The sequence below is a fragment of the Levilactobacillus sp. LN180102 genome, assembly GCF_050106635.1.
Lineage (GTDB): Bacteria > Bacillota > Bacilli > Lactobacillales > Lactobacillaceae > Levilactobacillus > Levilactobacillus brevis.
Map to the genome: position 1 here is coordinate 110,716 of NZ_JBNIIX010000002.1, position 12,988 is coordinate 123,703.

General features: G+C 47.8%; 12 protein-coding genes. 4 read left to right on the forward strand and 8 right to left on the reverse strand.

Annotated features, from left to right (window positions below):
• Window positions 1-92 precede the first annotated feature (92 nt).
• The 4 genes from ACP4IT_RS01830 to ACP4IT_RS01845 form a co-directional block, all read right to left on the reverse strand.
• On the reverse strand, window positions 93-1,094 hold the full coding sequence (locus ACP4IT_RS01830) for a 2-hydroxyacid dehydrogenase (protein ID WP_011667002.1): 1,002 nt from the start codon (window positions 1,092-1,094) through the stop codon (window positions 93-95).
• 19 nt (window positions 1,095-1,113) lie between these two features.
• Window positions 1,114-2,187, reverse strand: coding sequence for an AEC family transporter (locus tag ACP4IT_RS01835; RefSeq protein ID WP_011667001.1), 1,074 nt, complete (start codon window positions 2,185-2,187; stop codon window positions 1,114-1,116).
• Window positions 2,188-2,440: 253 nt separating this feature from the next.
• A complete protein-coding gene (gene nhaC / locus ACP4IT_RS01840) occupies window positions 2,441-3,883 on the reverse strand; it encodes a Na+/H+ antiporter NhaC (RefSeq protein ID WP_108477322.1) in 1,443 nt (480 codons plus the stop codon).
• A gap of 365 nt (window positions 3,884-4,248) precedes the next feature.
• Entirely contained in the window at window positions 4,249-4,782 is a 534-nt protein-coding gene (locus ACP4IT_RS01845; RefSeq protein WP_024855249.1) for a GNAT family N-acetyltransferase, read from the reverse strand.
• A gap of 169 nt (window positions 4,783-4,951) precedes the next feature.
• Between ACP4IT_RS01845 and ACP4IT_RS01850 the strand changes: the two genes are divergently transcribed.
• Window positions 4,952-5,341, forward strand: a complete 390-nt coding sequence (locus tag ACP4IT_RS01850; protein WP_011666998.1) for a hypothetical protein — start codon at window positions 4,952-4,954, stop codon at window positions 5,339-5,341.
• Window position 5,342: 1 nt separating this feature from the next.
• Here the strand turns inward: ACP4IT_RS01850 and ACP4IT_RS01855 are convergent, their stop codons facing one another.
• Window positions 5,343-6,206, reverse strand: coding sequence for an aldo/keto reductase (locus ACP4IT_RS01855; protein WP_024855250.1), 864 nt, complete (start codon window positions 6,204-6,206; stop codon window positions 5,343-5,345).
• Between the two features lie 205 nt (window positions 6,207-6,411).
• Between ACP4IT_RS01855 and ACP4IT_RS01860 the strand changes: the two genes are divergently transcribed.
• The gene (locus ACP4IT_RS01860; RefSeq protein WP_024855251.1) at window positions 6,412-7,035 is read left to right on the forward strand and encodes a hypothetical protein; all 624 of its coding nucleotides are present in this window, start codon (window positions 6,412-6,414) and stop codon (window positions 7,033-7,035) included.
• Between the two features lie 53 nt (window positions 7,036-7,088).
• Here ACP4IT_RS01860 and ACP4IT_RS01865 read toward each other — a convergent pair whose 3' ends face one another.
• Both ACP4IT_RS01865 and ACP4IT_RS01870 read right to left on the reverse strand, forming a co-directional pair.
• Window positions 7,089-7,844 (reverse strand): potassium channel family protein, encoded by a 756-nt coding sequence (locus tag ACP4IT_RS01865; protein WP_011666994.1) that lies wholly within the window; start codon window positions 7,842-7,844, stop codon window positions 7,089-7,091.
• Window positions 7,845-7,934: 90 nt separating this feature from the next.
• Window positions 7,935-9,107, reverse strand: a complete 1,173-nt coding sequence (locus ACP4IT_RS01870) for an ArgE/DapE family deacylase (protein WP_024855252.1) — start codon at window positions 9,105-9,107, stop codon at window positions 7,935-7,937.
• 194 nt (window positions 9,108-9,301) lie between these two features.
• Between ACP4IT_RS01870 and ACP4IT_RS01875 the strand changes: the two genes are divergently transcribed.
• Together ACP4IT_RS01875 and ACP4IT_RS01880 are read left to right on the forward strand one after the other, a co-directional pair.
• A complete protein-coding gene (locus tag ACP4IT_RS01875; protein ID WP_011666992.1) occupies window positions 9,302-9,811 on the forward strand; it encodes a YbhB/YbcL family Raf kinase inhibitor-like protein in 510 nt (169 codons plus the stop codon).
• Between the two features lie 20 nt (window positions 9,812-9,831).
• Entirely contained in the window at window positions 9,832-10,353 is a 522-nt protein-coding gene (locus tag ACP4IT_RS01880; protein ID WP_011666991.1) for a universal stress protein, read from the forward strand.
• 72 nt (window positions 10,354-10,425) lie between these two features.
• Here the strand turns inward: ACP4IT_RS01880 and ACP4IT_RS01885 are convergent, their stop codons facing one another.
• Window positions 10,426-12,987 (reverse strand): YfhO family protein, encoded by a 2,562-nt coding sequence (locus ACP4IT_RS01885; RefSeq protein ID WP_086231777.1) that lies wholly within the window; start codon window positions 12,985-12,987, stop codon window positions 10,426-10,428.
• Window position 12,988: the final 1 nt, after the last annotated feature.

Consider the following 12,988-nt stretch of genomic DNA (forward strand, 5'->3'; position numbering starts at 1 on the left):
TGACCAGGCCGGTTTGTCGCAACTGAAACGCCCGCGGCAAAAAAGAGTCCGAGACAAAAGTCCCGAGCTCTTGTTGTCTCACGCTCACTTGATTAGGCGTGGATGGCGTTAGCTGTCTTCCCCGTCGTTAAGATATCATGAAAATTATCGTAACTAATGCGAATCATATCTTGTAAGGCCGGTTCCGTATACGATCCCACATGCGGCGTAATCAACACTTTAGGATTAGCTCGTAGTAAGTCTTGAACCCCTTGGTTAGGCACTTCATTGACACTGGCGAATTGCTTACCAATGATTGCCACTTCGTCAGCAACCACGTCAGTCCCGTAGCCACTAAGGTGACCATCCTCAAGACCTTTAAGGATGGCTGGCACGTTAGCCAGTTCCCCCCGGGCCGTATTAATGAGAACGGCACCGGACTTCATTTGCTGAATAAAGTCAGTATTGACTAAATCTTCATTCTTACCTGGGAAATATGGCACATGAATCGAAACAATGTCACTTTGGGCTAATAACGTTGGTAAATCCACTAATTCAGCCAGCTCTTTAGCGGCATCAGATGGATACGGATCATATGCCACAACTTTGGCACCCAAGGCCTTGTACAGCTTGGCTTCCGTGTAGCCCAAGCGACCAATCCCGACAATTCCGACCGTTGCCGTGTGGATTTCCTTGCTAAACATCGCATTGGAGATTGTGAAATCTGCCTGACGGGTTTGGCTGATCGCTAAGTTCACGTGGCGGAACAGTGTCATGCCGAGTGTGAAGGCCAATTCAGCCACAGCGTATGGCGAGTAACCCGGCACACGGGCCATTTCAATGCCCAGATCAGCGGCGGCCTGTAGGTCCATATGGTTAAACCCAACAGAACGCGTGAAGACGTATTTAATCCCCCAACCCGCAAAGGCCTCGAGGTTTTGCCGGTCAACGACACAGTTACCCCGTACTAATACGGCATCAGCGCCTTGAGCCGCTGTCACGTTGTCGTGAGTCAGGAGTTCCTCAACATAAGTCATGTCAAAATCATATTTATTTAGCTTATCGAAATACGGTTGCTCGATCGGTCGGACGCCGTAAGATGTAATTTTTACCATACTAGGAAACTTCCTTTCTTTAATGGAACACGCCGAGTCCACTCACCACTTGGAGAATGGCAATCCAAACTGGCATCATCACTACCGCACAGATGGTCGAGATAAAGGATGCATTGGAAGACAAGACTGCTTCTCGGTCAAAGCTAATGGCATACGCAGAAGCTACAGAAGCCGTTGGCGTTGCCATCATAACAACTACCGTGGCAACAGCGACGAAACTCAACGGTAAAATACCGGTGATGTCCAAGAGCCAAAGGATCACGAGATTTAATAGCGGTACCAAGATAACTTTATTTAAAGCGTAATACCAGGGTGTCTTGTCCTTAGCCGCATCGGCAAAGGAAATGGACCCCAGCGTTACCCCGATTGCCAACCAAGCCAGTGGTGAAGATAAGTTCGCTAAGTAAGTCAGGGGTTTGTAAAGCCACAGTGCGGTCTGATCGATCCGATAAAAGGCAACGGTCGTCATCCCAGTGGTTTGTACGCCGTTAATCGCGGCATGCACTGTCACTTGGGGAACGAGGTGTTGGGCTAACCAGAAGAAGAGCCCCAAGAAAGTTGCGATCACAATGGGATTGGCAAACATCTTCTTGATATTCTTGGCTTCCATCTTCAACCCAGACATTTTGATGTAGGCGTATGAATAGAGGAAGATCCGGTACCCGATGTTAAAAATAGAACTATACATGACCCCTTTGGCCCCATAAACGGCGCCGACAATCGGAATCCCAAAGAAAGTTGTGGAACCAAACGTGGTTAAGATTGCTAAAACTTCACGTTGTCCCTTAACATAACGTTGATACATGAAGGGCGTGATAAAAATCAAAAGAATATAAATCACAATTCCCCAAACTAAGACCCCCATACCTTGCTTAAAAGCGTCGCCATCCATGGGTTGCATGAAGGAGTTAAACGCTAAAGCTGGAATTGCCACAGTCAGTGCGACCTTGGTTAACACTTTACCAAAGTTCTCGCCAAAAGTCCCCCGGCGCCGTAGGAAGAAGCCGAGAAGAATAATAAATATGGTCGATGTGATGGAACTAATAATTGCTGCATTTGTGAACGTTGATTCAACTGCTTTGAGCACGCTCATGGTTGTCGCCTCCGAATTAATTTATCTGATGGCTTAATCATATATCGAGTTTGCTCACTTTTATACATATCGAAAGTTATGTAAGTAATGTAAGTTTTGTAAGTAGTTATGAATATTGCTGAATCCGTCACAAGACCAGTATATTTTGTCCCTCACTATCCTTAATTGGCTAGCATACTGAATCCATAAGAAAAGGCCGTGCCCAAAGGCCCGACCCTAACTGATTCTATTCTACTGATGCTCACTTTCCACTCTATCGACCATTAGCCGCGATGGATGCTGCTGTCGCACTGCGATCATCTTTAGATGGTAGTCGTTTGAGACCAACACCGGTGAACCCGCTGAGAATGGAGAACACAGGTGACAACAGACTGAAGAAACAGAATGGCAGGTAAGCCAGTGTAGAGACGCCTAACGTGTTAGCCGCGAAGACGGCCGCCACGCCCCAAGGAACCAAGTAGTTGATAACCGTGCCCCCATCTTCAAGCACCCGGCTCAGTGCCAAGTTATCTAAGCCACGCGCGTTGAAGGTTTCCTTAAAGGCTTTCCCTGGTAAAATAACGGAAAGGTATTGTTCCCCAACAAAGATGTTGACGCCGATCCCGGCTAGAATGGCGGCTGTCACTAATGAACCGGTTCCGTGTAGGCGTTTAGCCAATGGGATCATGACCGTCTGAATCACATTGAACTTCATCAGCAATCCGCCAAGGGTGAGTGTCAGAATAATCAGTGACACCGTCGACATCATGGCACTAATCCCACCCCGGGTGAGTAAGGCATCCACACTGCCGTTACCCGTCTTGGACACAAATCCGGATTCAATCATCGTCGCAATACTGCTCAACGATGTCGTGGGCTTTTCAATAAAAATCATCACAATAGCTAACCCAATATTTAACAGTAACGTGGGAATGGCCGGAATCTTCCGCCAAGCACAGGCAAACATAACCAAAATCGGAAGAACTGCCCACCAAGTGATCGAGAAGTGGGTATTCAACGTGGTCAACGTCGCATTAATCTTGCCCATGGCATTCGCATCAGATGCCCCGTTTCCCATGAAGAAGTAGAGCACCAAAGAAACTAAGAATGCTGGAATCGTGGACCACATCAAGTTTTTAATATGCGCAAATAATTCAGATTCAGCAATGGCTGAGGCCAAGTTCGTTGAATCAGATAGCGGCGACATCTTATCGCCGAAGATCGCGCCGGAAATGATTGCCCCAGCTACTAATGCTGGATTGAAGCCCATCGTCGTCCCCATCCCGAACAGGGCAATCCCGATAGTTGAAATGATCGTAAACGCACTCCCAATGGAAGTACCAATGATGGCACAAACTAGGAAAACAGATGGCACGAACCATTGTGCCGAAATCAAATGGAAACCAAAGACCATCATGGATGGAATAATCCCGGCGGCAATCCAGACACTAATCAAGGCCCCAATCAGTAAAAAGATAAAAATGGGAATAATCCCAGTTTTAATACCGTCAATAATGCCATCATGAATGGTATCCCAATTGGCACCGCGGACCTTCGCCCATAGAATCACCAAGGAAATAACCAATAAAACTGGGGTGGTTGGTGATAATCCAAACTTGATAACCCCTAACCCCATCACTACTAGCATGGCTAGCAAAATCATCAAAGCCTCTGTAAAACTAATTGGTTTACCCGTTTTCGTTGAATTTTCTTTCATGTTAATCGCTCCTCTTAGCTCAAGTTATGTACAAAAAAATCGCCCCTGCTGCATCTTCTGCAACAGGGACGATTTTAGACTAAACCGTGGTACCACCCAACTTGAGCCACTGGTTCTAGACCCAGTCACTCCACTCACTAGAAGGTAACGGCTCTAGTTATTTCCCGCCTGGCGGACCAGGACATCCCACTGTATTTCGTCGTAATCACCCTGATCGGTTCGCAGCAACCACCGACTTTCTGACACCCAGATGACACGCTACTTGGTAATGGAAATTAGCGTTCGTTATTTGATTGACTTTGATAATAGCACGATGAGAAATGCCCGTCAACCTCTAATTTTATTTTTATCTTTAACCCATCAACCTAGCCCAGAAATGGTGCCGGGTATTCCAGCATGCCGCCGACATGGGCTAAGGCCCCGGCCGTCAGGGGTTTGATGAGGTGACTGCCCATTGGGACAGGCAAGCTATTATGAATCGCAAAGTCTTCAGCCATCACGTATCCGCGGCCGCCATAATAGGTCATATCACCCACGACGCTCACTGCCGCAAAGCCAGCCATTCTAGCCCGCGTCTCTAATTCACTGAGCAATTCACTCCCCACACCTTGGCCTTGCCAATCAGGGGCCACCGCTAATGGGGCCAGCGCCACAATTGTCGTTGTATGCCGATTCCCACGAATCATCACCGGACTTAATAGCCCATGGCCCACTATTGTGTCAATGGACGGCTTGGCCACAACTTCCAAACTAGCTTGATAATCATAAGTCTTACGTAATTGATGAATCAGGTCAACCTCATTACCTTGACTATCTTCTACGGGTTCAAAGGCTGCTTGCACCAATTGGTCTACCTGCTGGTAATCAGTTGGTTGGATGGTCTCGAAACTTAAACTCACGTCGTCTACCTCTCATTTCTTAAAGCGATTGGTAACAATACTGTGTTATTATACACGTCTGTTAAGCAATAACGAAATGATCGGCAATGATTTTATAAAATCGCTTGAATTCTGACCCGTTTACCCCGTACACTGGATACAATACTATTATGGAGATGAGGCCGTTATTTTGACACAAAAACAGCGCTGGGCTGGCGTTTCAGTGGTACTCTATGTCCTTTTTGTCATCGCTGCCATCTGGCTGAACTTTTTGGACCCTGCTAAGATTGGTCTAGAGTGGACCATCTTCTGGTACTTTACCGCAGCGGGTGGTTGTTTTTACTTCTATTTCAAAAACTTTACTTACCGTGAGACCGTCTACTACGCCAAAAAACTAGGTCTCCACAAAGAAGACCTAGTCCCATTAATTCCTAAATTAAAAGCTAATCAGGATGTCCCCGATCCAGATCATCCCGGATTTCTGAGTCCCTTCGCTAAAGTTCCCTTTTCAGTTCTAAATGCCCTAACTGAGCAATTAGAGCCAAAAGCCAAGGCTCAAGGGATTCCACCCTTTCGGTAACTTACTTGCGACCAGAATAGGTCTGTGACTTCTTTAACCAAGCGGTATCGTCTGGGTCTGGACCCACTCGTTTGCCGGTATCGAGGTCACTAATCGCCTTCATTTCATCTTCATCCAGGCCAAAAGCAAAAATGTCTCGATTTTGTTGGATACGAGCTTCGTGAATTGACTTAGGAATCACAACTTCTTCACGTTGAACATGCCACCGTAAGATAATCTGGGCGGCACTCACGTCATGAGCAGCGGCCAATTCATTAATCACGGAATCGGTCAATGCGTTGTTGTTTCCCCCGCCTAGTGGACTCCACGCTTCATGCAAAATCCCTTGGCTTTCCAAGTAAGCGTGCATGTCGTTTTGTTGGAAATAAGGATGCGTTTCAATTTGATCGACAACCGGCTTGACCGTGCCGTGAGCCAAGATATCAGCCATCTGCGTCTGGTTAAAGTTCGACACACCGATATTCTTGATCTTCCCGGCCTTATACAGGTCTTCCATCGCCCGCCAGCTGTCTAAATAACCTGGGGCTGGCCAGTGAATGAGGTACAGATCCAAATAGTCTAAGCCCAGCTTATCTAAGGTTTCTTGGAAGGCGGCCTGCGTTTCATCGTAGCCGCGCACGCTGTTCCATAATTTTGAGGTCACAAAAATCTGATCGCGTGGCACATCACTTTCGCGGATGGCTTCGCCCACCCATTGCTCGTTGCCATAGTAAGCAGCTGTATCAATATGCCGATAGCCAGCTGCTAGCGCCCACTTAATGGCGTTCTTAGTATCCTCAGCATTATCAACCTGGAAAACACCCAAGCCCAACTGGGGAATCTGATGACCGTTATTCATGGGTAAGTCTGGAATATCATTATGCAAAATAAAACCACCTTTCAAACTTCGTTTCTCTTTCCATCATACAATACCCCGTCTCATTCTGGGGAAATTTGACCGAAAAAAGCGGAAAAATGAGGGTATCATTTTATTCTAACGCCCTTTTGCGGTATCATGAGGAGTGTGATAGTTTGTCGTTAAAACGACAAACTTGTTTTTTCACACCGTTCTGGACATGGAGGTTTTTCAGTTGAACAACCAAGAACCAAAATCACGCGTACAACGGTATAACTTTAATCAAGGGTCAGATCAACCGCCCCGGCGACGGCAACGCAAGCCCCGCCGTTGGTGGCCGTGGATTATGACGTTATTAACGCTGGCTATAGCTATTTTATTGGTCTTGGCCATCAATCATCACAATACAACGGGCTCGTCCACATCGTCGTCAACGAGTGCCAGCTCATCAGTGGCCGCAGCCAGTTCGTCAGCATCCGAACAAACGGCCTACGAAAGTTTTCGCTCAACGTACAGTAGCTACAACGACAACGGGTTAACCGTCACGCAAAAACAAAAACTACAAAGCATCATTAACGATGAATCTAATGATGCGATCCAAACCCGCGAACAAAATCTATTAGATCAAGCTAAGACGAAGAAAAGCTCAGCTAATACGACCAGTTCATCATCAGCACCGCAACAATCTTCATCTGCTTCTTCGGATTCAACATTCGATAGTACCCACACGTTCTCATCGGTCAATGACGCCCAAAACTGGGCTCAGGCCTCTAAGCAGCAGTGGTTACAAGCCGGATACTCTACCTATACCATTACGTCTGATGGTCAGGGTAACTATAATTTAAAGTTTGTCCGTTAATTGATAACAGCGGCCCCGTAGCATGACGATGCTACTAGGGCCGCTGTTATTTTTTATTTAGATTGATGCAGTCGCTCGATCTGTTGTTGTAATCGGTCAACTTTAGTGGTCAGCGTGTCGATCTTACTCAGCAATAACACAATGTCAGCTTGTTCCTTAGTCTTTTGGGCCGCGGCATTTTTTGATGCCCGCTCCGTCACAAAATCGGTAATGGTACTGGTTAACAAACCAATAAATCCGATACCACCAAACATCAGAAAACTGGCAATGATTTTTCCAAAAGCCGTGTGCGGCGTCTCATCCCCATACCCCACGGTAGTTGCCGTTGTAATCGCCCACCACAATGAATTAGCCAGACTTTGCTTTTCAGTTAACGAAAAGAGAAAGGCACTTAGAACAATGATGGCGACACTGATCGAAAATAAATAGATGAAGCCGGTCTTATAGATAAACCGATGATAAGCCTTCGTCCATTTTCCCGCGATTCCCAGCCGCCAGAAGAGATGGTGATAGCGAATCAGCCGGCCTAATCGCGCCAACCGAAAGAACGCAAACACCGGGTGTAACGGGATAATGCCCAACAAGTCAAATGCTGATTGGATCAAGAAGACCTTTCGATTTTTTGTCATGATAAAGCGGAACAGGTAATCGACCGCGAATACCACCAAAAGACCATTGGCAATCGCAAATTCTATTGCGTAATCGCCCCACTTCAAAAACATCAAGGTCACATTGACCACCGACCACAAGGTGAGTACTGTCACGCCTACATGATAGGCGATTAACCATGGGCGTTGTTGCTTTGCCATGTGCTATCCTTCTTCCCCCATTTACGAATTACCTTCTAATATACCTAGATTTCAGGAAATTACCAGTCACATTGGGAGAATTTTAAAGAATTACTGACGTTTGCTCGATTGCCCGATTTGCGCAAAGAAGGCCGGGACCAACGTTTCATAAAAAGTAATGGCCTGTAAATAATCATCCAATTCAATATATTCATCAACTTGGTGGGAGGTATCGCTTCCCGGGCCAATTTCAATACTAGTGAAATCCGCTTTGGCCCGTAAAAATTCGGCCCCATCGTTAGCTCCACCGGAACCCACAATCTGCGTCTCATGCTGACAAACGTCATCGCTAATCTGCTTGGCCAGCTGGACCAATGGTGCTTGAGGGTCGCCCGGAATGGCTTCTTCCGGATAACTATAACTCAGCTCCAGTTGAACCCCCGGTTCTTGATTTAACCGATCAATTAAGGCTTCCAGTTCGTCATAGAGGATTTGATTAGGATACGCTGGAATGGTCCGCATATTAGCCATTAATTCCGCGTGGGCGGGAATTGAATTGACCTGCTCCCCACCCGAAATCAGATCAACGTTATGGAGCAACCCGCCGAGTACGGGGTCAACTTTCGTATGTTTAGCCATCAGTGGTCCCACCGCATGATAAAACTTCATGAGGTTATCAATCGCGTTCACCCCATTTTCCGGCTGCGCACTGTGACTCGCCACACCCGTTGAGACCACTTTGTAATCAATCACCCCACGAGCGGTATAAACCACCTGGTCCAACCCACTGGGCTCCGCAATGACCAGGCCCGCCAGGTGATCGGCGTACCCCGCATCCGTGAGCGTTGCTGCTCCATATTCGCCCGTCTCTTCACCAACCGTTGCCAGCAAGCGTAGGCTTCCCGCGAGTGATGTACCCTGCTCTAGAAACTCTAGCATGGTAATCACAATGGCAGCCAGTCCACTCTTCATGTCCGATGCACCGCGCCCAAAAAGCCGGCCATCCACAATTTCGCCACCAAATGGTGGATGCGTCCAAGCGGTCTCATCGCCGGCCGCAACAACATCCATGTGGCCAGATAAACCAAGCTGAGGCCCAGCGGGATTACCGATCGTCACCACTAAGTTATCTCGTCCTGGCGCAAACGGTACCTTTTCAATCTGCGCTTGGGGATATGGCGCAAAGAGGCTTGCCAAATAATCAGCGACATCGGTCTCATGAGCATTAACGGATTTAATATGAATTAACGTTTGTAGAATTTCAATTTTTTGTTGGGGCGTCATCTCAGTCATCCTTCCTGAACTGCCAGTAATTGGTACTTATCATACACGAGTTCAGGGGAAAAACAATATATTTCTGGAATTATATTCGATATTTTTATTATATTCGGTTTTTTATACATAAATTATGAATATTCGCGAATAACTCCCCTCCTGCGGTATAATAAGAGTAAGTACCAATCATTAGGAGGGGTTTTATGCGAATCTTTGTGCCAACCGAAAATGGCTATCTAGCCGATGAATACAGTAAGCACGCCACAGGTGACGACGTCTATGCCGGTCAACCTGTAAAATCATTTCCGATCAGCTTATCCAAATTGCCTAAAAAAACGCAAACCATTGCGCTGAACCTCATTGATTTCGATGCCGTTCCCGTTAGCGGATTTCCCTGGATTCACTGGGTTGCCGCGAACTTTCCTGGAACCACGCGTGAAATTACAGCCGACGTTTCGCGCACCAATGCAATTCCACACACGCATGGCCGCAATAGCAATGCCGGTTCCCTAGTAGGCAACACTGATCCGGCCATTTTTCAAAACTACACCGGCCCATTTCCGCCGGATCAAGACCACGACTACAGCCTAACCGTCTATGCATTGAATACCAAATTAGACTTAGCGGAAGGCTTTTGGCTCAACGATCTCTTACATCAAATTAACGGTCACGTTTTGGATACCGCTACAATTACGTTAAAAGGTCGCGTCTAATTCACTAAAGAAGGCTAACTATGGCACAACAACATTACACAAATATCTTGGTTCCCGTCGATGGTTCCGTCCAAGCAGAATTGGCGTTAAAAAAGGCTGTGGCCTTAGCACAACAGAGTGAGCACGCCCACGTTGACCTGCTAAACGTCTTACGAATCAACCATTATGGTTTTTACGCCAGTGGATCAATGCCTGGTGATGTTATTCATGACCTCGCACAAGATGCGACGGCCTACTTAACGTCTCTGGTCGAAACCACGCGTGCGGCGACTGGGTTCAAAGAGCTGGCCATTCACGTGCGCTTCGGCAATCCCAAGACGGTCATCGCACATGAATTTGTCGCCGACCACCACAATGATTTAATCGTTCTGGGCGCGACTGGGATGAGCGCTGTTGCCCGTATGGTAGAAGGCTCCGTCACAGCCTATGTCAGTCGGATGGCAAACATTGATGTGTTTGTCGTTCGCACCGATACGACTGGTGCACCAATCGACACAAAACAAGTGGTTGCCAAGAATCGCGAGCAACCCAAGTTACCTTAACAATCTAGCATACTAAAAAGACCACAACTGATAGAATTCACATTCTACTAGTTGTGGTCTTTACTTTGCTATTTAATTGCGGCGACGCCATTCTAAAACCACATAGCCCCCCAGACTGAGTAGACCTAAAAGTACCCCTAGCCGGCCACCAGCCACATGATAGTGAATCACCACATGATTGTCACCGCTATGAATCGGGACGGCAATTAATCCGTGCAAGGCCGTTCGGGGAGTCACGCGTTGGTCATTAACGGTAATTTGCCAACCGTCTTCGGCCGGTAAACTCAATAACGCCCAACGTTTTTGCGCCGTTCCCGTCAGGTTCCCCACATAACTCGTCCGTAAGTGTCCACGGTACTGATGCAAGGTCAAGGCATGCTGAGCAACCTGGTGCCGCACGGCAGTCATTTTTTCAGCCGGCAAAGTTGCCACGTGCATCCCGGTGACGGTCGCCTGCTGACTCGCAAAAGTTAACTGGAGTCGCTGACCTCGGCGATACTGCCCCAGATTTACCATCATCGTTTGGTGATCAGCAAACCATTTGGGCTTAACCAAGTGACCATTAACCCGCATCGTCGAATACTTACTGGTACCGCTCGGATCATAAAAGTACAGGCGACCCGTTGCAGTCGGTGTAATCCACCAGCGATGATTATACGGAAAGGTCGTATCTGCGCCGTTAATCTGCCACTTGGTATACACCGCATCATGCCCCGAAGTAACCGTCCGAAAATACGGCGTTGTTTGTGGTCGTAACGCCTGTAGGATAGCCTCCTGGTTGGTAATTGCATCCGCGGATAAGTGGACCCGCAATAGTTGGGGTGATACGGCCATCCCCATACCAACATAACTCCCCACTCGTTGCGTCCCGGTGGTCGTTAATTTTTCCTTCACGCCCCAAATCAGCTCGGTCACTGGAGTAAATCCCTGTGGACTGAGACGGCGAACATTTCGAGTAAAAATCCCTAACTGCTGACTCATCTGAATGGTCGCGGCTGAAATGGTGGAACTATACGCGCCCGTTCCGTTATAACCTAACCACATACTGTCGTTATACGGATTATAATGCCCAGCAAACCCGGCGGCCACGGTTGGTACGTTATTCCGAATTCGATATACCGTTGCGGCCGTGGTTTGGGGCCGTAAGCGTTTGACTGCCTGCGTATAAGCTGCCGCATACTGCCGTTGATTACCGAAATCTGCGCCCGTGAGCGCCACATTAAAGTTCCCCAGTAATTCTAAGCCGACCAGGACCCCCAGTAATCCTGTCCACTGCGGCCGATACCATAACACCCCAGCCGCCAACACGAGTATCAACACACTCAGCGTCAAATTTCCCCAATTAACTGGCTGGAGACTGGTATAGTAAGCCGATTGTGTCCAGCTCGTCATGGGACCAATCATTACTGTGCCCAAAATCATCAGGCCACCCAAGATGGTTGGTAACCCCCATCGCCAACGACGAGACAGCTGCTGGACGCCAGCATGCCAAGCATCGGCTGCTAGTAGAATTAACACAAAACTAAAGAAGAAGCTGTTGCGAAACGGGTACCCAGCCGGGGCCGATAGCATGTGCCACACGGTATTAAATCCCCGCAACCACATCCCTAAGAAGACCACTAACAAGAGACTGGCCGAGCGCACTTTAGCGCCGCGTTTAACTTGAGGCAATGCAAAGTAAATGAGCACCAACAGGGCCACGAAAGTTGACACAAAAATACCCGGCGCATGATTTAACCGTTGCAGATACGTCGTGGTCCCCATTCCCAGCTGACTAAAAAATTCCAATCCAAACGTTGGTACCAAGAAAAAGTTCGATAATCCGGCACTCGCCTTGGGCGTTTTTAGCATACTCAAAACGGTTGGTAGTAAGATGGCTAGCGTGGTCCCCACACTCAATAATGATGTGACGATAAACCGCCAAATCAAGCCGCGTTGCTGATGCCACCATGCGCGTACTGATTGCCCCTTCGGCCACTCTGCCGTGATGACGTAGCCAAAGTAGGCCACGATAAACAAACACGTCATGTATCCCAGATAGTAATCTGTCACCACACTGACGAACAGCCAGCCGAAATAAGCGACCGTCCGTCCAGTTCGAACCAATTGATCCACGCCCCACGTAACCAGCGGTAACCAAATCAAGGCGTCGAGCCACATCACATTGAAAAAGTTTAAGGCCACGAACCCACTAAACGCAAACGCCAGCCCAAATACCAACACAAATCGACTCGTCGTACGCCAGTGTTCTTGTAAATAAAAGGTCATGGTTCCGGCAATCGTCGCTACTTTAAGCATAATAATGACGGCAATCATCACCGGAATCTGACTCGCCCGCCCCACGAACAAAAGCAGGTTAAACGGACTCAATATGTAATAGCTGATAACCGGCATCCAATTGCCGCCAAGTGCTTGGTGCAAATTCATAAATGACCAAGTATGCTGCCTAACCAGGCGAACAAAATCTGTAAAGAACGGGGTATATTGCACCCCTAAATCGCCGATTAACAGATTATGGTTCCCAAATGGCGTTATTCCCCGTAACGCAAAGAGGGTCACCATCATCATTAACGCCAATAGGGTGGCCGTTAATGGCTGCTGCCACCGTCCCCGCTGGAACTGTTGTCGTTGCATC

Excerpts from the sequence above, each read along its gene's own strand:
- ACP4IT_RS01830 (WP_011667002.1), bottom strand. The coding sequence starts at position 1,094 with ATGGTAAAAATTACATCTTACGGCGTCCGACCGATCGAGCAACCGTAT.
- ACP4IT_RS01875 (WP_011666992.1), top strand. The coding sequence starts at position 9,302 with ATGCGAATCTTTGTGCCAACCGAAAATGGCTATCTAGCCGATGAATAC.
- ACP4IT_RS01835 (WP_011667001.1), bottom strand. The coding sequence starts at position 2,187 with ATGAGCGTGCTCAAAGCAGTTGAATCAACGTTCACAAATGCAGCAATT.
- ACP4IT_RS01870 (WP_024855252.1), bottom strand. The coding sequence starts at position 9,107 with ATGACGCCCCAACAAAAAATTGAAATTCTACAAACGTTAATTCATATT.
- ACP4IT_RS01885 (WP_086231777.1), bottom strand. The coding sequence starts at position 12,987 with ATGCAACGACAACAGTTCCAGCGGGGACGGTGGCAGCAGCCATTAACG.
- nhaC (WP_108477322.1), bottom strand. The coding sequence starts at position 3,883 with ATGAAAGAAAATTCAACGAAAACGGGTAAACCAATTAGTTTTACAGAG.
- ACP4IT_RS01880 (WP_011666991.1), top strand. The coding sequence starts at position 9,832 with ATGGCACAACAACATTACACAAATATCTTGGTTCCCGTCGATGGTTCC.
- ACP4IT_RS01865 (WP_011666994.1), bottom strand. The coding sequence starts at position 7,844 with ATGGCAAAGCAACAACGCCCATGGTTAATCGCCTATCATGTAGGCGTG.